Source organism: Novosphingobium sp. CCH12-A3 (genome assembly GCF_001556015.1).
Classification (GTDB): domain Bacteria; phylum Pseudomonadota; class Alphaproteobacteria; order Sphingomonadales; family Sphingomonadaceae; genus Novosphingobium; species Novosphingobium subterraneum.
In genome coordinates, this window is record NZ_LSIA01000062.1 from 1 (window position 1) to 19,120 (window position 19,120).

The 19,120-nt window shown below is 59.8% G+C and carries 17 protein-coding genes and 1 pseudogene; 7 read left to right on the forward strand and 11 right to left on the reverse strand.

Annotated elements, in window-relative coordinates; all coding sequences use genetic code 11:
• Nucleotides 1-122: 122 nt before the first annotated feature.
• The 11 genes and pseudogenes from AX703_RS26445 to AX703_RS04525 form a co-directional block, all read right to left on the reverse strand.
• A pseudogene (locus AX703_RS26445) lies at nt 123-221 on the reverse strand (hypothetical protein); the annotation flags it as partial.
• A 53-nt stretch (nt 222-274) separates the two neighbouring features.
• Nucleotides 275-826 carry a 2-phospho-L-lactate guanylyltransferase gene (gene cofC, locus AX703_RS04480; protein WP_062342927.1) on the reverse strand — a complete coding sequence of 184 codons (552 nt, stop codon included), beginning with the start codon at nt 824-826 and terminating at the stop codon, nt 275-277.
• Nucleotides 823-1,746, reverse strand: coding sequence for a 2-phospho-L-lactate transferase (cofD, locus tag AX703_RS04485; RefSeq protein ID WP_062342929.1), 924 nt, complete (start codon nt 1,744-1,746; stop codon nt 823-825). The genes cofC and cofD overlap by 4 nt, the downstream gene beginning before the upstream one ends.
• Nucleotides 1,743-2,501: a coenzyme F420-0:L-glutamate ligase gene (gene cofE / locus AX703_RS04490; RefSeq protein ID WP_062342931.1), complete on the reverse strand. Its 759-nt coding sequence runs from the start codon at nt 2,499-2,501 to the stop codon at nt 1,743-1,745. Before cofE ends, cofD begins: the two co-directional genes overlap by 4 nt.
• A 16-nt stretch (nt 2,502-2,517) precedes the next feature.
• Entirely contained in the window at nt 2,518-3,177 is a 660-nt protein-coding gene (gene npdG / locus AX703_RS04495; RefSeq protein WP_062342933.1) for an NADPH-dependent F420 reductase, read from the reverse strand.
• Between the two features lies 1 nt (nt 3,178).
• Nucleotides 3,179-5,413, reverse strand: coding sequence for a 5-amino-6-(D-ribitylamino)uracil--L-tyrosine 4-hydroxyphenyl transferase CofH (gene cofH / locus AX703_RS04500; RefSeq protein ID WP_369820986.1), 2,235 nt, complete (start codon nt 5,411-5,413; stop codon nt 3,179-3,181).
• A 210-nt stretch (nt 5,414-5,623) separates the two neighbouring features.
• A complete protein-coding gene (gene hcaB, locus AX703_RS04505; RefSeq protein WP_062342936.1) occupies nt 5,624-6,472 on the reverse strand; it encodes a 3-(cis-5,6-dihydroxycyclohexa-1,3-dien-1-yl)propanoate dehydrogenase in 849 nt (282 codons plus the stop codon).
• A gap of 66 nt (nt 6,473-6,538) precedes the next feature.
• Nucleotides 6,539-6,868 (reverse strand): bifunctional 3-phenylpropionate/cinnamic acid dioxygenase ferredoxin subunit, encoded by a 330-nt coding sequence (locus AX703_RS04510; RefSeq protein ID WP_062342938.1) that lies wholly within the window; start codon nt 6,866-6,868, stop codon nt 6,539-6,541.
• Nucleotides 6,869-6,879: 11 nt separating this feature from the next.
• Nucleotides 6,880-7,479, reverse strand: a complete 600-nt coding sequence (locus tag AX703_RS04515; protein WP_304439885.1) for an aromatic-ring-hydroxylating dioxygenase subunit beta — start codon at nt 7,477-7,479, stop codon at nt 6,880-6,882.
• The gene (locus AX703_RS04520; RefSeq protein WP_082734399.1) at nt 7,476-8,870 is read right to left on the reverse strand and encodes an aromatic ring-hydroxylating dioxygenase subunit alpha; all 1,395 of its coding nucleotides are present in this window, start codon (nt 8,868-8,870) and stop codon (nt 7,476-7,478) included. Before AX703_RS04520 ends, AX703_RS04515 begins: the two co-directional genes overlap by 4 nt.
• Nucleotides 8,871-8,897: 27 nt before the next feature.
• On the reverse strand, nt 8,898-9,740 hold the full coding sequence (locus AX703_RS04525) for a GntR family transcriptional regulator (protein WP_156451913.1): 843 nt from the start codon (nt 9,738-9,740) through the stop codon (nt 8,898-8,900).
• A 327-nt stretch (nt 9,741-10,067) separates the two neighbouring features.
• On the opposite strand from AX703_RS04525, the gene AX703_RS04530 reads away from it, so the two are divergent.
• The 7 genes from AX703_RS04530 (at nt 10,068) to AX703_RS04565 (ending at nt 18,960) form a co-directional block, all read left to right on the forward strand.
• The gene (locus AX703_RS04530) at nt 10,068-12,476 is read left to right on the forward strand and encodes a TonB-dependent receptor (protein WP_231735380.1); all 2,409 of its coding nucleotides are present in this window, start codon (nt 10,068-10,070) and stop codon (nt 12,474-12,476) included.
• A 53-nt stretch (nt 12,477-12,529) separates the two neighbouring features.
• Nucleotides 12,530-13,087, forward strand: a complete 558-nt coding sequence (locus AX703_RS04535) for a hypothetical protein (RefSeq protein ID WP_156451914.1) — start codon at nt 12,530-12,532, stop codon at nt 13,085-13,087.
• Nucleotides 13,088-13,110: 23 nt separating this feature from the next.
• Nucleotides 13,111-14,367, forward strand: a complete 1,257-nt coding sequence (locus tag AX703_RS26450) for a phosphotransferase family protein (protein ID WP_156451915.1) — start codon at nt 13,111-13,113, stop codon at nt 14,365-14,367.
• A gap of 59 nt (nt 14,368-14,426) precedes the next feature.
• Nucleotides 14,427-15,479 carry a TIGR03857 family LLM class F420-dependent oxidoreductase gene (locus AX703_RS04545; protein WP_197423614.1) on the forward strand — a complete coding sequence of 351 codons (1,053 nt, stop codon included), beginning with the start codon at nt 14,427-14,429 and terminating at the stop codon, nt 15,477-15,479.
• Between the two features lie 82 nt (nt 15,480-15,561).
• Nucleotides 15,562-16,434, forward strand: coding sequence for a VOC family protein (locus AX703_RS26455; protein WP_082734405.1), 873 nt, complete (start codon nt 15,562-15,564; stop codon nt 16,432-16,434).
• A 21-nt stretch (nt 16,435-16,455) separates the two neighbouring features.
• Nucleotides 16,456-18,069 (forward strand): long-chain fatty acid--CoA ligase, encoded by a 1,614-nt coding sequence (locus AX703_RS04560; RefSeq protein WP_197423615.1) that lies wholly within the window; start codon nt 16,456-16,458, stop codon nt 18,067-18,069.
• A 51-nt stretch (nt 18,070-18,120) separates the two neighbouring features.
• Complete coding sequence (locus AX703_RS04565) at nt 18,121-18,960, forward strand: alpha/beta fold hydrolase (protein ID WP_062342954.1); 840 nt, start codon at nt 18,121-18,123, stop codon at nt 18,958-18,960.
• Nucleotides 18,961-19,120: the final 160 nt, after the last annotated feature.

Here is a 19,120-nt window from a genome sequence, read left to right on the forward strand (position 1 = left end):
GGGAGCATACGGTCCGTATCATCGCGCAACGCGGCCTTCAGACCACGCTAGCTGGCCTGCTGCCCCTTCTCGGTTGCATTTAAATCCGTATGGGCGATGTTTTCTTCCGGCATTTAAAATCATCACGATCTTCTGGCCGCCATATCGAGCGCGACATCGATGATCATATCCTCCTGACCCCCGACCAACTTGCGCTTGCCGAGTTCGACCAGGATCGCACGCCAGGGTTCCTTCCAGAAGCGAGACTCTCAAGTTCTTTGGTGCCGATCGAAGCTCACGCCCACCCCAGGCGGCGCGCATCGTCGAGATCGGCGGGCGTGTCGAGATCGAAGGCGAGTCCGGGATGATCGCGAATAATTGCGGCACCTTGTGCCGCGGCGAGATGCCGGGCGAAGCTCCGTTCACCGAACGAAAAGGCAAACGGCCGGGCATCGTGCAGGGCGATCGCATTCGTGCCCTGGCCATGCCGGTCGGGCGCGATGGCAACGCCTTGTTCCCCGGCGCTGGCGAGAAGCAAGCGGACGTCGCCGGCGGTCAACAGAGGCAGGTCGCCGCTTATGGCCAGCAGCGGCGTATAAGCTAGCGCCGCCCGCACCCGATCCAACTCAGCGTTGAGTCCTGCGCCATAGTCCGGCTCCCATGGCAAGCCGGCCCAAGGCACCGGCGACAACACGCGCGTTGGAATGCCTGCCTCATCCAATGCGGCGAGGACCCGCGCTGCCATGCGGTCGCTCAGCGTTTGGCGCTCCTGCAGTGACATGCAGGAAGCAAGACGCGACTTTCTCAGTGCGCGCAGTTTCAGCGGGACGATCGCGGTCCAGATCATCGCGATCCGATCGACGTAGCCAGCATCAGTGCCACCTCTGCGACGCGCATCTTGTCTCGGTCGTCGCGCATCATCGTGTCCGTTTGCGCGAGTTCGACACCCTCCGCAGCATCGTCGCCGTTATGGATCACCAGGCCATCGATCAGGCCGTGATAATGGGCGGCAATGCCGGCGTTGCTCACCTCCAGACCCAGCTCGCGCATGAGTTTTGCGGTCGGCCCCTTGACCGCCACGCCACCGACGATCGGCGAGACCGCCACGACCGGCGCGCGCGCTTTGCCCAATGCCGCGCGAAGGCCAGGAACGGCAAGCAGCGGATCGATGCTCAGGAAGAGATTGGACGGGGCGATCAGGATAGCATCGGCCGCATGGATCGCCTCGATCACGCCAGGCGCCGGGCGCGCCGTCTCCGCCCCCTCGAACCGGATTGCCTGCACCGCCGGCTCGCAGCGTCGCTCGACGAAGTAGCGCTGGAAGGCGAGCGGGCCTTCCCCGGTCTGGACGACAGTCGCCACCGGATCGTCGCTCATCGGCAGGATCGCCGCGCCTATCCCCCAGGCACGCGCAAAATCCGCTGTGATCGCCGACAATGGCTCGCCCGCCGCGCGCCGCGCAGTCCGAAGGACATGTAGCGCAAGGTCGCCGTCGCCGAGCGCGAACCAGTCTTCGCCGCCGAGCGAGCGGAGCGCCGCCAGGAAGCTCCAGGTCTCGCCCTCGCGGCCCCAGCCCTGCGCGGCATTGGCCTTGCCGGCCAGCGTGTAGAGCAACGTGTCGATATCGGGCGATATGGCAAGGCCGAGATGGGTGAAGTCGTCGCCGGTGTTGACGATCGCCGTCACCTCTCCGGGCAGAAGGGTATGGATCAGACCGAGCACCAGCTTGGCGCCGCCGACGCCGCCGGTCAGCACCACTATGCTCACTGGAACAGATCCTCGGCGAGCGGGCGGACGAGGGCGGTGGCGCGCGCATCGGGCGCTTGCGTCGCCGGCACGCCGCGCACGATCACGGCGGGTATGCTCTCCGCACCCTCCCCGGTCGCGATGCCGGCGGCGCTCGCGATCATGTCGGCGAGCGCGACCTGGGTGACCTCCAGCCTGCGCCCCTCGCGATCGAGTTCGCCGCGCCGGTCGATCAGCGCGGGCAGCCCGCTCGCCCCGATCGCCACATTGACGACGCCGTAGCGCCAGGGACGGCCAAAGCTGTCCGAGATGAGAACACCCGGCACCTGTGGCCAGAGCGCCGCCAGCGCCCCGCGGATCCGCGCCGCCGAGGCATCGGCGTCGAGGGGCAACAGCAGGACGGCATCGTCGCGCCCCGGCCCCAGATTGGATCGGTCGATCCCCGCATTGGCCATCACCAGCCCGGAGCGGTGGCGCGTGATTAGCACATTGGGGGCAGCGCGAACCACCGCGACGCTCTCCGCCAGCACCAGCTCGACCAGGCGCGCATCCTTGCGGGTAATCTCCGCCAGCTCCAGCGCCCGCACGCCGGGCGTCATGCTTGCCAGATCGACAAAGCGCGCCTCGGCTTTCGAGACGATTTTCTGCGTGACGACCAGGATGTCGGCTGCGTCGGGGACGATCCCGGCTGCCCGCGCCGCCGCCGCAAGGACGCCAGCGAGATCGGCGCCCGGCTCGATCTCGCCGATGCCGTCCAAGGGGAAGATCTGGATCATGCCGCGAGGACGACCCTCAGTCCGTCGGTTCGATCAGCGTCCCGGTGATCCGGATGCCGGCGCCGTCGACCTGATAGGTTTTGTTGAGGAAGATAAGCACCGAGGTCAGTGCCTCGGCCGCGGCCGCATTGACGAGCGCGCCGCCGTGCAGCCCGCGCAGGCCCATCTGTTCTGCCAGACCGATCACCTCGGCGCGTGCGGCCTTGTCGTCGCCGAACACCAGCACGTCGCAGTCGACATCCGCATCGGTGATGAGCGTGTGCGCGGCGACATTATGGAAGGCGGAGACCAGCGTCACCCCCTCGCCCAGCAGCGACTGCGCGCGCATGGCGGCGCTTCCTTCGACGGGAAGCTGGACGCGCATCACCTTGGGCGGCACCAGCGGCACCGTCGTGTCGATGACGATCTTGCCCGCGACATGCGGCGCGATCCCGGCCAGCGTCGCTCCTTGCGCCGCGAACGGCACGGTGACGATGACAATGTCGCAGGCGGCGGCCGCATCGGCATTGGCCGCCCCCGTCAGATCGAAGCCCAGCTCCTCCGCCGCTTTCGCCGCGCTCTCCGACGAACGCGAACCGATGACGACCCGGCGCCCCGCCTTCGCTAGCCGCCGCGCGATCGCCGCGCCCAGATTGCCGGTGCCGCCGACAACGGCAACGCTCTTCAGATCGGTCATCCTATTCTCCTGCAGGGATTTGTGTATCGGCCCGCACGGGCGCGTAGAGGGTCGTGCGCTGGCGGGCGTGGCGTCCGGCCAACGCGGCCAGCGCCGCCATCCGCTCGGGATCGCAGAGCTGCCCGTTCTGGCCGCCCGCCGCGCGGGTGATCGATTCGTCCATCAGCGTGCCGCCCAGATCGTTGGCGCCAGCCCGGAGCGCCGCGACCGCGCCCTCACCGCCGAGCTTGACCCAGCTCGCCTGGATGTTGGGGATCAGCGGATGGAGCGCCAGCCGCGCGACGGCGTGCATCAGCAGCGTCTCGCGCGCACTCGGGCCGGAGCGGGCGCGACCCTTGCGCCAGATCGGCGCCTCCATGTGGACGAAGGGCAGCGGTACGAACTCGGTGAAGCCGCCTGTCTCCTCCTGAAGGTCACGGACGAGCAGCAGATGGCGCGCCCAATGCTCGTAACCCTCAACATGGCCGAACATGATCGTCGCGGTCGTGCGCAGGCCGACGCGGTGGGCCGTCCGCATCACCTCCAGCCACTGGGCGGTATCGACCTTGTCTGGGCAGATGATCGCCCGAACCTCGTCGTCGAGGATCTCGGCGGCGGTGCCGGGCAGGGTGGAGAGTCCGGCCTGCTTCAGCCGCGTCAGATAATCCTCCAGCGGCAGGCCGAGCGTCGCGGCGCCATGCGTCACTTCCAGCGGCGAGAAGGCGTGGATGTGGATCGACGGTGCCGCCGCGCCCACCGCGCGGAGCACGTCGAGATAAGTGTTGCCATCATAATCGGGGTGGATGCCGCCCTGCAGACACACCTCGGTCGCATCGCGCTCGACCGCCTCGGCCGCGCGGCGGCCCACTTCCTCCAGGTCCAGGCGATAGGCCGGTCCGCGCTCGGCCTTGGTGCTGCCCTTGGAGAAGGCGCAGAAGCCGCATTTGTAGAGACAGATGTTGGTGTAGTTGATGTTGCGGTTGATGACGAAACTCACCGCTTCGCCCGCCACTTCGCGGCGCAAGGCATCGGCGGCATCGGCGACCAGTGCGACATCCGGCCCATCCGCCTCGAACAGCCGCACGATATCGGCGGAGGCAAGACGGTCGCCCGCCGTTGCGCGGCTCAGGATAGCGCGCAGACTGTCTGAGCGCACGGTTTTACCCGAGACGCGCTCCACTGGCATCGGCTCGCCGGTACCGGGGTGCCAGCCATCGACGACCGGTAGCCCGCGCGCATCGACCGAACGCCGCACCACCCTGGCCAGCGCCGGATCGAGCCAGCGATCGGGATCGCGCGCGAAGGCGGGACCGATCGCCAGCCGCTCACGCAGCACCCGCCCGGCGGCGGCGGTCGCTTCTTCCAGCGCATCCAGATGCGGCCACGGCGCCTCAGGGTTCACATGGTCGGGGGTCACCGGCGATACGCCTCCCCAGTCGTTTACGCCCGCGCGCAACAGCGCCGCCAAATCCTCGGGCCCGTGGAGGTTGGGCGGCGCCTGGATGGTCATCTGCGGCCCCAGGATCAGCCGGGCAACCGCGATCGTCCAGAGATGTTCCTCGAGCGAGGGCTCGGGATGCTGGGCCATCCGCGTGCCGGGCTTGGCCCGGAAGTTCTGGATGATCACTTCCTGGATATGGCCAGGCGTGCGCTGCAGGTCACGGATCGCGACCAGCGCCTCGACACGCTCGGCGCGGGTCTCGCCGATGCCGATCAGCAGCCCGGTGGTGAACGGCACGCCAGCCCGCCCCGCCGCCGCGATCGCCGCCAGCCGGCGTGCCGGCAGCTTGTCCGGCGAGCCATGGTGGGGTCCGCCCTTTGCCGACAAGCGATCCGAGGTCGTCTCAAGCATCAGCCCCATCGAGGCGGAGACCGGGCGGAGCGCGGCATAGTCCGCATCGTCCATCAGCCCCGGGTTGAGGTGCGGCAGCAGGCCGGTCTCCGTCAGCACGGCTTCGGCCATCTCGCGCAGATAGGACAAGGTGGTCGGATGGCCCAGCCCGGTCAGCGCCGCCCGCGCAGCGCCGTAGCGCGCCTCCGGCCGGTCCCCCAGAGTGAACAGTGCCTCCCGGCATCCCGCTGCCACCCCTGCGCGTGCGATCGCCAGCACCTCGTCGCGCGATAGATAGGCCTGGCCGATCTTCCGAGGCGTCGCAGCGAAGGTGCAATAATGGCAAACGTCCCGGCACAAATGCGTCAGCGGGATGAACACCTTGCGCGAATAGGTGACGATAGCACCTGGCCCAGCCAAGGTCATTTCGCTCGATCGTTGCATTAGATCAGAGAGACTTAGATCGAGGAAATTTATTGTCATAATAGATATTTTACCGCTTTCAGCTTATGCGCATCTGAATTTCCGGATGGCAGTGGGCTCAGATGGAGTGGCGGCCGTTTAAAGCCTGCATCCTGATGCCGGATCACTGTGGTTCGACCTTCTGAGTTGTTGTTCGATCTGTGACGGAAACTCTTAGACAGTAGGGGCAATATTGCTTGAGAAACGCCCAATCAAGCCCGTTCCGCCGGCGGCACGGCTGAAACCTCGGACGCCGATACCGCCGTCGAAGTTAAGAAGTGCACCCGTTGCCGGAATGTTATCGCGCCTGGAAGCAAAGAACACAAAGGCCCCAGCGTAGTCTTCCGCGCTCGCTACTGCCTCAAGCGGCAGCACTTTTGAGAGAAGTTCTGCTAGCGGAATGCTAGAGATGCTGGTAGCGTCGAGGTCGAGCGATGCGGGACCGCGCAGGTCGCTCCCTCCTATGCCCCCAGGCGCCACGCCGTTTACGCGTATTGTCGGAGCGAGTTCGAAGGCCAGCTGACGGACCAGTCCAACGACCGCGTGCTTCGTGGCCGTGTAGAGTGGGCCACCGCCGTCAGGATAGAAGCCAGCATTCGAAATGGTGAAAATCATGCTGCCTCGGCTCTGAACCAGCGCCGGAAGACAGGCCTTTGCTGCGAGAAGATAGCCCTTCACATTAATCTGAAACATCTCATCAAACGCAGAATCAATGCGATCTTCAGGTAAATCTACGAGCGCCGTGCCGTAATCCCATATGCCTGCGTTATTGATCAGGCAATCAAGCTTTCCGAAGCGAGATAGGCAGATTTCAACTGCGCGCTTGTGATCGCTGAGCGTACGCACATCCCCAACAACTCCTATCACGCGTTCCGGGTAGCTCGCCTCCAGTTCACGCAATCTGTCGAGCGACCGATCCAAAACGAGGGCGCAAGCGCCTTCGGCCACGAAACGATCAACGATCGCACGACCGAGGCCCGATGCCCCGCCGGTTATGAAGGCCACTTCGCCCTTTAGCTGCATAATCTTGTCCTTGGTCTCTAGATGCAGCGCTCGCAAACATGCAGGCGCGTGATGAGCAGCGACGTATTACTCTGCCAGGGTGGCACCGCCATCGAAGTCGATGAGAACGTCATCGCCTTCGATACGTACCGGAAACGTCTTAAGCGGCTCCCAAGCAGGAGCGGCCAAGGCCCTTCCGGTACGCACGCAAAATTTTGCCCAATGAAGTGTGCATTCGACGACCTCTCCATCGAGATAGCCATCAGCAAGGGACCAGTCCCCGTGCGTGCAGCGATCCTGCGTGGCGAAAATCTCGCCTCCGACTTTATACAATGCGACCGCCTCAGGTTCAGCGTCAATTTTGCGCGCCTCTCCCTCGGGCACGTCCACGTAAGCACAGACTCTAATAAACGGCATCTTTCCGACCTTTAGAACAGTATAGAGAGATTATTTGAGTTGATCGTGCTCTGATCGATCAGAATGATACGCTTTCCAATTCCGAAGCCGATCCCACCTGCACGTCGTCGCAGAACGTCCCGGCGCTCGCCGGCGAACACATCCACCTGGCTCTCCAGTCTATTGCGATAGAGAAGGAAGGCGGAACTCACCTCGTAAACGTCATCAGAATCCAAGGTGTTCACAATGACATTAGAGACGATATGTCTCGTACGGGAGGCCGGATTTTCTGACCAGCCCACGTCCGAAAGCAACTTGCGAAGACGCCCTTTCATCGTTTTAATATCGTCGTCGAAGTGCGCGAATTCATTGTCTCCCGAGAATTCGAGAGCACGCTCGCGCTGTAGACGATTCGTGCGAAGCGGCATAAAGTAGCGAATATCATCATCCAATAACGCGAACCAATCCTTGAATTTTCTATTATCGAGAAGCCAAGACTCTCGGTAATAGAACTGTTCAATCTCGTGCTGAACCCGAACGTCTACATTCGAGATTTTAGGGAAAAATTGCATGCCTTGACCATTATTCCGGTCATTTTTACTGAGATCGGCTGCCTCGGTGGTCGCTTTCATTTCGCCACCTCGATCGATTTGTCGCATTGGCCCTGGGCGGTCAATCCGCCCCGCCTATGCGAAACGGCCGACATGTCGGAGCGTGTCATCATATCAGACCAGTGCCGATAGAAGCCGCGCGCGGCCTCCTCACTGTAGACGTGACTGATGCGGCCGGGGTAGTCGGGATGGTCGGTGCGCCATTGACCCAACCCAAGTTGAGCATTCAAGCTCTGGTTCCGAGCCATATGCCCGCGGAGCACGCGCTGAATTTCAACCCAGTTCTCACCGTCGTCTTGTTCAAACACCCCGCCCGCCGAGAACGTCCGGATCGTCTGTCTCCGATACTCATCCTTGATCTCATCAGGCGCGTCGGCATCGACGACTGTAAATGCCCAAACCTCAATCTCTCCGGGACCGCGGGGATGCCATGTTCGCACGGTGTTGATGCCGGGCAAAAAGGAGCAGGTCGGAAAGATCGTCATATGTTGAGCCATCAGCTTGCAAGCGCGTTCTGCTGACCCCAATCGACTTTCGGCGGCCTGGGCGGCTGGACTATCGGTCCAATATTCCGTGACGCGCGGGCCCATGATCGCCTGAAGCATGGCCGGTTCCGCAACATAGAAGCCCGTTCCATGCCCTCCCCCGTCCGAGCGAAACTGGAAACCGGAGGTGGGGATCTGGACGTCCCCAAGCTCGACATCCTCTGGCAAGCCGGCCAATATTCCAGATAAATGTGATACCGTACCCGCATGATACATGTCGCTACAGAACTGCTCCGCCGCAAACTTCCAGTTACACGGAATTACCCATTTCTGGATACCCCCTATCGCTTCTGTACCCGCTGCACACCGGTCGAGCATATGATCCATATAAAAGGCCGCGTCGCCTAGATAGGCATCCAATTCGCTCGCCTCGTCATCCCAGTTTGCGAAGACCAACCCCTTGTACGTCGCAACCCGTGCTTGGAGAGGACTCCATTTTTCCTTATCAAGCACGCCATAACCTTGGCTTTCGAAGGGGACATTCACGAGCTTTCCACTAATATCGTAAGCCCAGCCGTGATAGCTGCATGTAAATGCCCGAGCATTGCCAGCGTCCGCTCGGCAAATACGCATGCTCCGGTGACGGCATTGATTTAAAAACACCCGTAAGCTTGCATCCTTCTGGCGCACAAGGATGACAGGGTCCTCACCCATATAAGTGGCAAGATAATCGCCCGGCTTTGGAACATGCGACTCGTGGCCGAGTAGCAACCACGACCGACTAAATATCCGATCAAGCTCGCGTTCATATAGGTGCGTGTCGGTATAAATACGTGGGTCGATGAGGCCTCGCTCATCGTCAAAAAGCGATCTGATTTGTTCGTCTGTCCAGTCGCCGACCACGTTTTCGCTAGATTTACCACTCACGTACTCTCTCCTTCGTGTCGGTCTCTTTTACTCGTTGCGGTCAATGATGGGGCCGGTCTTTGGCCGCATGGTGCTGTCACGTGGACGCGCATGTCCGTCCTGCCGCTCCCGTTTTTCGGTCGGCAACAAGGCACCGTCGCGCATAAAAGAATAGGATGAGAATATATGCTGCTCCAGCGCTAGCACAGCGCGGTCCGCATCACGTGCTAATGCCGCATTGAAAATCTCGCTGTGCTCGTCGTGAACAACACGCCCAGGGTTCGGGCGCTCGTTCGCTAGAATACGGCGATAGCGCTCAGATTGGAGATAAAGGACGCTGTCGAAACGACGAAACCACGACGAAGGGTACGCGGCAACGAGCGCTTCGTGAAACTCCCGATTGCGGCCCTCCCAATCATGAAATGCACCAGACGGGTCCGCCTGAAGGCGCTGCTCCGCCAGGGTCAACCTATGAAACGTGTCGACAACGCGCCCCTCCCATAGGTCGTCGCCATGTTCTATCGAATATCGAAGCGCGGCACCCTCGAGCAGCATTCTCAGTCTGGTTAGATCACCCAAATCGCTTAACGAAAGAGGAGTAACGCGAAAACCGCGCTGAGACTCCAGCACAACGAGCCCGTCCGAAACGAGTAGGGATAGTGCCTCGCGGATCGTCCCGACGCTCACGCGATACATCTCGCTTAAGGTATGGAGTCGAAGCTTGGCACCCGACTCATGACGCGCATGAACGATATCAACTCGGAGCTTCCGGTAGATCGACTCAATAGAGCTACGCGGAAGCGGCTCATCGCTACCTATCGCCGAAGCGTCGGCATTCACCGCTTGCATTGCCCGAAGGCGTGCGTCCGGTTCGAACGGGAATGTCTTCATGCCATCCTTGTAATAATTTCGGACGATTCCTGCAAGGTCAAAGTTTTGCCAATAATATCAAAATTTCCATTGACAATCTACATTCCTCAGAATAGTGGGATGGACAATCCTGCTCGGGCTTTTGATTCGGTAGAGGAGCCTGAGGCGCTTCAGTGACGGCGACGAAACGGGATAGCTTCATGAAGAATGGCCGCCATGGCCGTAAGGTTAGCTTGGTCGCTTTATGTGAACGGGTCAGACAACTTCTCCGGTCAATAGCAATTTGATCGTGACTATTTTGCAGTGCGGCTCGCGCCGCAAAGTTATAAAAACAGAGGGGAAGCTATGATGAAGATGACAGGTGCACTTGCTTTCAAAGTTCTGCGGATTTCACCGTTGGCGTTTGCGCTCGTCTCCGCAGCCCGTGTTGACGCACAGGTGGCGGTGCCAGCACCTCAGGATCCCGGACAGCCTCAAGCATCTGCCCCAGATGATTCCGGCGCACTTGGCGAAATAGTTGTTACGGCTCAGAAAAGAGAACAGTCTCTAAAAGACGTACCGATGTCAATATCCGCGCTATCTGGAGATGAACTTACGAAGTCCGGAGCCTCGGACATACGAGACTTGGTGAAGCTGGTTCCAGGATTTAATTACACGGAGAGTGCTTTTGGCACCCCAGTCTATACGCTGCGTGGGGTGGGTTTCTACGAGACCTCGCTGGGCGCCAAGCCGACTGTTAGCGTCTACGTTGACGAGGTGCCGCTTCCATTTTCTATTCTAACTCGGGGTGCCACGCTGGACCTGCAGCGGGTGGAGGTGCTGAAAGGGCCTCAAGGAACACTATTCGGGCAAAACGCAACGGGAGGGGCAATAAATTACGTTGCCGCCAAGCCAACCTCGAGTTTCGAAGCGGGCGTCGATGGCAGCTATGGGCGCTTCAACGCGGTCGATCTCGGCGGCTTCATAAGCGGGCCCCTCAGCGACACCCTTTCGGCCCGGCTTTCCGTGAAGACAGAGCAGGGTGGCGCCTGGCAGCGCAGCTACACGAGGGATGACAAACTCGGTGATCGAAACTTTACTACCGCCAGACTTCTTTTTGACTTCCGCCCGAGCGATACCCTGCGATTCGAGCTGAATCTCAACGGCTTTTTGGACAAAAGCGATGAGGTGGCGGCTCAACTCCTGCAGGTGATTCCCTTCACCCCCGCTGTCGCGCCGTTGGTGCCGCCAGAACTCTATGCATATCCAGTGGCGCCCCACGACAATAGGGCTGCAGATTGGACGCCCGCCGTGGACCCAAGGCGCAACCATCGCTTCTTGCAGGCGTCTCTACGCAGCGAAGTTGACCTGACCGACGATCTAAAGGTCACCTCAATCACCGCATATTCCGACTATCGGCATCGCCAGAGCATCGATCCAGACGGGGTGTCTCTGAGAAATTACAGCTACAGAACAACGGGTGATATTACCTCCTTCTCACAGGAATTGCGGGTTGATGGTAAAATTACAGATAATCTGAACGTTATCGTTGGCGCCAACTATAATCGCGAGAATGTATTCCAGCGCGACAACGAGGGGCCATATGATCAAAGCGGGCCGGCGTTTCAGCTCACCGCTTTTCCAGGAGTTCCGCCGTTCTTCACCTACTACCAGCAGTCAAAGCAGAAATTCCGGACAGCTGCGGCATTCGCGAATCTGGACTTCGACGTAACGAGCACAATCACGTTGCACGCGGGCGCGCGGTATACGGACGCTCGAATAGGCTTCAATGGATGCACGTATGACGACGGAACGGTCGACGGAGCTGGGCTGCGCCTGGGCGTTCAGGCACTTGCCAATCTGATCCGCGGAAGCGTCGGATTGCCGTCGATCGTTGTCCCCGTCGGCGGTTGTATCGTTCTAGATGGAAATACGCTGACTCCAGTAGACCAGGTCCGTAACCAGTTGAATCAAAACAACGTTTCTTGGCGTGGGGGTATCGATTACAAGCCGAACAACAACACACTGATGTACTTCAATGTGAGCCGCGGCTATAAATCCGGAAGCTTCCCGCTGCTTTCGGCGACGGACGTGAACCAGTTCAACCCTGTTTCCCAGGAGTCGGTTACGGCGTACGAGCTTGGCGGCAAGTTAACTCTGTTCGATCACAAAGCGCAGGTTAACGCAGCGGTATTCTACTATGACTATAGGAACAAGCAGCTCAAGGGACGGGTGGTAGCCACGCCAAACGTGTTTGGACCGCTCGAAGCGCTTATCAATGTTCCGAAATCGTCCATAAAAGGTGCCGAGGTGCAAATATTGCTCGCCCCTGTGCGAGGTGTTCGGATCAACTTAGGCGGTACTTATATAGACAGCAAAATCAAGGGCGATTTTCTCAACATAACCTCGTACGGCGACGCGGGGAACTTCGGTGGCGAGCCGTTCCCCTACACTCCAAAGTACCAGCTAAGCTCGGATTTCGAATATCGGTGGTCGGTCGGTCAAAGGCTCGAAGCGTGGCTGGGCGCCAATGTCGCATACCAGGGCAAGACCAATGCGGCTTTCGGGCAATTGCCTGTGTTGGCTATCGATGCTTACACGTTAGTTGACTTCAGGGCTGGAATTTCGAGCGAGCAAGGAAAATGGTCGGCAAGCGCCTTCCTGCGAAACGCTTTCGACGAGTACTACTGGAGCAACGCAACTAAGATACTCGATACAACGGTGCGTTACGCCGGCCGGCCGCGAACCTTTGGGGTCAGCCTATCGTACCGCTATTGACGTAAGCCGATCCGTATTACTCGTCATCTATCATAAAAGGCAGGAGTACTTCCGTGCAGCCAAGCATCGATCTTCGCTTAAGAACAATGATCAAATCCATGAAGGAAACGATCACTCCAGCGATCGATCCGTCAAATCAGACAGCTTTGGAGCAAGCCAAAGTTGTGGCTGGCTCGCTGGATCTCATTCGTCAGCAGATTGACTACGTCCATTGGTTCGAGGCAATCGACGTTCTCGCGCACGCCGCTTTGATCGAGGCCTTCACGGAGGTGGATGCAAATAGTGTGTCTGCGGAGATCCTGGCCGACGCGGCTGCCGCGAAGACGCTGCCAGTTCGTTGGCAATGTTCGCTTGCGGCACTCCGCGACGTAAACAACGGGTTACGAGAGGCGATTGCGGAGCTGACGGCTGATTTTGCTGCCCGCGAAGACGCTGACGTACGTCTCCGCGTCGCCGAGATCATAATCAGACATGAAGAGGATCAGCTCCGTCGTGAACGGGCGTTTGTCGCGGCCACCGGCTTCGATGTGTTTCCCGACAGCTTGCTACCGTTGGAGGACGCTCTCGATAAACCCAGACAATTTAGCGTTCAGGCTGAACAATATAACTGATTGGCGAGGTCTTGGAGATACTGATGATCGACATTCGAAATTCGCCACCTGCTGACTGGATTGCCAGCATCCGGGCTCGCTTCCCGACCGAGCGAACAGTGGACAGCGCACTGACCCGAAAGCTTGAGCAGCGGACCTGCCAGAGTGAGGATTGGACACGCGAAAGGGATATTGCGACGGGACTGCGGGATCTAATTTCCAGGCACACCCAAGATCCATTTACCATCCGGGGGCTTCGCCCCCTCTCTGGCGGCGCCTCCAAGGAACAGTATGTTTTCGAGTTAGATTGGACTTACCATGGTGAACGCCGCACTGGCGAACGGATGGTGCTCGGCCGCGACCCTGTCGAATCCATCGTCATCACCGAAAGGACGCGTGAGTTTCAGTTGCTCAACGCAGTTAAGAGCGACGTTCCGGTTCCTCCTCCATATTGGGAAGATAGTGCAGGAGCACATCTGGGGCGACCCTCGATCGTCTGTGGCTTCGTTGAAGGCGTGCAGAAGCCGCCGACGGGCACCAGCAATGTGACGGGCATTGGAGTACAGTTTGACGCGGAACATCGAGCTGCACTCGGTCCGCAGTTTATAGATTATCTGGCCCGTATCCATACACTGGATGTCCAAGGGGCCGATTTATCATCCTTTGACATTCCGAGTGCAGGCACGACCGAGGACATCGATCGGCAGATAAATTGGTGGGCTCGGGTTTGGGAGGAAGACCGGCTCGAGGCTGTTCCGCTCATGAACCTCGCGGAACAATGGCTGAGGCGTAATCGCAAGCCGCTGGACTTTGTTTCTCTGGTACACGGTGACTATAGAACAGGAAATTTCCTTTTCGATCCGGTGAGTAAGCGCATTACAACGATTCTCGATTGGGAATTGGGTTTCTTTGGAGATCGGCATTTTGATTTAGCGTGGGCTACAATGCCTTTGTTTTGCACTCCCGATGAGAGCGGTGCTCCGCTGTGTTCGTCCTTATACGCTCGCGATGATTTTTTACGGAATTATGAGCGTGCCAGTGGCATTCCTATCGATGAGGAGCGGTTTGAATACTACCGAATATTCGCACATTGGCGTGCAATCACCATGACGCTAGGCGCCGGACTTCGTGCTGCCGATGGATCAAAAACACATCAAGATGTCGTTCTGGCATGGTTCGGGAGCATTAGTTATCCGTTCTTGGAGTCATTACGACAACTTCTTGAAAATGTTCACTGTGTTTCGTCAGTGAGCGGTCAATTTGAAGATAAATTAGTTAAAGACTGGGTTTCTGCTCCCTAAAACGAGAATATTGTCTAATATTATGGCAAATTCGGTGAAGAGATAAGACAATGGCTGACATGAGCACAGACGTATTAAACGCCTATATCCTGCCTGGGCGCGCCTCGGATGCGCGTGTGGGCCTCACGCAGGCGCAAGAAGGGGAGAGAATTGGGCTTGGCGGGATTTGCTTGTCAGAGCGCTGGGACACCAAAGAACTTGGATCTGTAATGGGGGCCCTGACGCAGGTCACCGACCGGGTGCAACTGATCGCAGGAATCACGCATTTTGGAACCCGGCATCCTCTTGTGCAAGCTGGAATGAGCGCCACGTTACAAACACTCAGCGGCGGTCGCTTTGTTTTAGGATTTGGGCGGTCATTTCCACCTCTTTTCCGTAAAATGGGCATACCTGTTCTCAATAATGCGGGAATGGCAGATCACGTCGGTATCCTTCGACAGCTCTGGGCTGGCAAGACGGTGTCCTATGAGGGCCCAGCGGGAAATTTTCCCGAGATGCAACTTCCTCAGGCATGTGATAATCCGCCTCCAGTCATTCTGGGAGCCGTCGGTCCCCAGACGCTCGCGCTGGCAGGCGCGCATTTCGACGGAGTGGTCCTGCATCCGTTTTTAACTACGGAAGGTGTCGCTCGTTCGATACGGATTGTCCGTGAGGCGGCGGAGCAGGCTGGACGTGATCCACATAAGATCACCGTCTATGCGATTGTGGTAGCGGCGCCCGACACGCTATCCCCTGAAGAGCGCTCCAACGTTCTCGAGGCGCGTGCCGTGTCTTACTTCATGCATCACGAAATCGGTTTGCCCATTGTCAAGATGAACGGCTGGGACCAAGCGCCTATAGATCAAATTGCCGCGACAGGTCTAAGTCGATTGGAATTTGGCCAGAGCGACGTTGCGGAATCGCGCCGGCTCCTTGGCGAGGCCGCCAGTTTGATCCCCCGGCACTGGTTCGCCAGCGGAGCCGCCATCGGAAATGTTGACCAATGCGCAACCCGTCTCGGGGAGTACCTCGCTGCGGGCGCCGATCAAATCTTGCTCCATGGCACCACTCCCGACCAACAGGGGCCACTCGTGGCAGCATTTGGGTCGCTACGGCGAAGCGCAAGTAGCTGAGGGCTCGCTCGCGGATCTCGGAGGAGGACTCTCCGGTATCAGATGGCCCTGAGCTGCATACTAGGCTCGAAGGAGAAAAAAGATGGCGATCAGAACGGGGTATTTCGGGCTTGAGGTAACTAGCTTGGATTCGTGGGAGCGTTATGCGGGGTTAGTCGGTCTTGGCGTCGAGCGGTCGAGGGGCGGGCTGTTCTGCCGGATTGACGAGAAGGCTCGGCGCTTCCACTTTGTGGAAGGACCAGCGGACGATATTGCCTGGGTCGGTTGGGACGCCGGTAACCAGGAGCGCTTCGATCAGCTGCGCTCGCACCTCGAGAGCCTTGGTATTGCCACGCGGGATGGCGACGAAGCCTCCGCCCGGCTGCGGAGCGTGGACCGGTTTTTCCATTTCGTGGGGCCTGTCGGAGCCCGGCACGAGATCGCGCTGGGTCTGGAAGACGCGGGCTCTCCGTTCGTTTCGGACAAGGTCCCGCATGGTTTCGTGACGGGCGACCAGGGCATCGGCCACGTCGCCTTCAACTCGAAAGACCACAAGGGCGACGAGAAGTTCATGCGCGAGGCGCTGTTCGCGCAGCTTTCCGATTATATCTACCAGCCGATGCCCGATGGCAGCACGATGCATGCCTCGTTCCTGCATACCGGCCCGCGCCATCATTCGATCGCCTTCGCCGAGGGGCTGGGAGGAGAGAGCAAACTCCATCATTTAGAGCTGGAGATGAGTAAGTTGGAGGATGTCGAGAGGGCGTATGAACGCGTGCAGGCCGCCGGCATCGCCATCGGACTGACGCTGGGCCAGCATTCGAACGACCGGATCGTGTCCTTCTACGCGTACACGCCTTCCAAATTCATGATGGAAATAGGCTATGGCGGCCTCAGGATCGATGACGAGGATAGCTGGGAGCCGGTGATCCACGACCGCATCAGCGAATGGGGCCATGAGTTCCAGGCCGTCTGAATGTGCGAGGAGAAGGACGTGATGCCCGGCTTGATGCAGAATGCTCCCCTGAATATCGCCGACATTTTGCGCTTTGCATCAGTGGCGCATGGCGGCCGGGAGATCGTGTCAAAAAATATCGATGAGCCGATATGGCGATATAATTATGCGCGGGCCTGGACACGCGCGGCGCGGGCGGCGCAGGCGCTGTCGCGGCTGGGCGTGGCGCCTGGCGACCGGGTGAGTTCGCTGGCGTGGAACACGCATCGGCATTTCGAGCTGTTCTTCGCGGTGCCGGGCATGGGCGCGGTGCTGCATACCGCCAATCCGCGGCTCCCCGACGAGCATCTCGTCTTCACCATCAACCATGCGGGCAGCAAGGTGCTGCTGCTCGATCGCAACATGGTCGAGATCGTCGATCGGATCCGGGACCGGCTGGAGACGGTCGAGCACTATGTCCTGCTGAGCGACGCCGATCGCACGATCGATGGTTGGGGCTGCTATGAGCGCCTGATGGCCAGCGAGGCCGGAGATTTTGACTGGCCCCGGCTCGACGAGAATGCGGGCGCGTTCCTGTGCTACACGTCGGGCACGACGGGCGATCCCAAGGGCGTGCTCTATTCGCACCGTTCGGTCGTGCTGCACGCTCTTGCGGCGGGCCTGAGCGGTGCCCTCAACTTCTCTGCCTTCGACGTGGTCATGCCGTGCCAGTCGCTCTATCATGCAACGGCTTGGGGCCTGCCCTTTGCCGGCGCGATCAATGGCGTGAAGTTCGTCTTTCCTGGCGACAGATTCGACGGCGCCAGCCTTCAGCAGCTCATTGTGGACGAAGGCGTCACATTCTCGGGCGGCGTGCCGACGATCTGGACCCTGTATCTCGATCATCTGGCGCGGACGGGAGAGACGCCGGGCGGCCTGCAGCGGGTGATCATCGGCGGTTCGGCCGTGCCGCGCGACATGGCGGTCACGTTCGACAGGCTCGGTGTCGTGGTGCAGCAGATCTGGGGGATGACCGAGACCAGTCCACTCGGCGTCGTCTCCACTCCCACGCCCGCGCTCGCCGCGCTCGGCAAAGACGAGGAGAATGAGGCAATCTGGACCCGCCAAGGCCGGATGATGTTCGGCATCGAAATGAAGATCGTCGATGAGGACGGGCGAGACCTACCGCATGATGGCGAGCAATCCGGCGCGTTGATGGTCCGCGGACCCTGGGTGCTAGACAGCTATTACCGCTCCGATGCACCCGCGATCAATGCCGATGGTTGGTTCGACACAGGGGACATCTCCACCATCGACCGGTTCGGTTTCATGCGGATCACGGACCGCAAGAAGGACGTGATCAAATCGGGCGGCGAATGGATCAGCTCGATCGATCTGGAGAATATCGCGGCGGGGTGTCCCGGTGTGAAGGTTGCCGCCGTGGCTGGGGTCCACCATCCCAAATGGGAAGAGCGTCCGATCCTGCTGGTCGAACCGCATGCAGGCAGCAATATGACCGGCGAAGACATGACGGCGTGGTTGGAACCGCGCATTGTCAAATGGTGGATGCCCGACCGCATCATCATCGACACTGTCCCGCTCACCGCCACCGGCAAGATCGACAAAAAAGCGATCCGCGACCGATATGGCCGCGTGCTTGCCGAGCCGGCCGCATAGACCTGATCAGCCGCGCCGCAGCTTTCACACGTGATCGAACAGGAGACGATAATGACCGATACCGTGGCGCCCGAAAGCCGGTTCGCCGATGCCGCCGATGGCCGCGTCCATTACCATAGCTGGGGCGACGGCCCGGCGATCATCCTGATCCACGGCGGCGGGCCGGGTGCCTATGGTTACAGCAATTATCGCAAGAATGTGAAGCCCCTCTCCCGTCGCAACCGGGTGATCGTGCTCGATCTCCCGGGCTATGGCCAGTCCGCGCCGCGCGCCCAGCCTGACGGGCTCATCGTGTCGCTCGCCAATGCCGTGCGCGATGTCATGGATCATGCCGGCATAGAGAGCGCGAGCCTCGTCGGTAACTCGCTGGGCGGCATGACCTCGCTGCGCTTCGCGCTCGACACGCCCGAACGGGTCGACATGTTGGTGCTGATGGGGCCTGGCGGCGGCTTACCGACCTTGTCGCCATTCCCAACCGAGGGGTTGCAGCGGATGCTCGACTTTTACGGCGAGGAAGGACCGACGCTCGAAAAGCTCGCGCGGGTCACCGACCTTTTGGTCTATGACCGTTCATCGATCACGCAGGATCTGCTGGAGGAACGCCTGAAGATCGCCTCGCTGCCCGAAACAGCCGCCAACCCGCCGCTGCGCACCTTGATGGCGCACCCCAATGACCATCTGTGGAACCAGGGCCTCGACAGGATCGCAAGCCCCACGCTCATCATCTGGGGTGCCGAGGATCGCGTCCTGCCGCTCGATGCCGGGTTCGTCCTGCGCAAGCTCATCCCCAATGCTGACATGCATATCTTCGCCAAATGCGGCCACTGGGCTCAATGGGAAAGGCCCGAGGAGTTCAATATACTGGTAGATGAGTTCGTAAATCGGCAATAGCTGATTTACGTTGATCACGCCCTAGCCGGCGTGATCAATCGCCATACAATGTATTTCCGATACATCAGTCCCATTTATATCATGTCGGTGAGCCGGTGATTGAGTGTATCCGTCATCCCAGACCCACGTGGCGTAGATGGCCATGAGCTTTGAGTGTCCC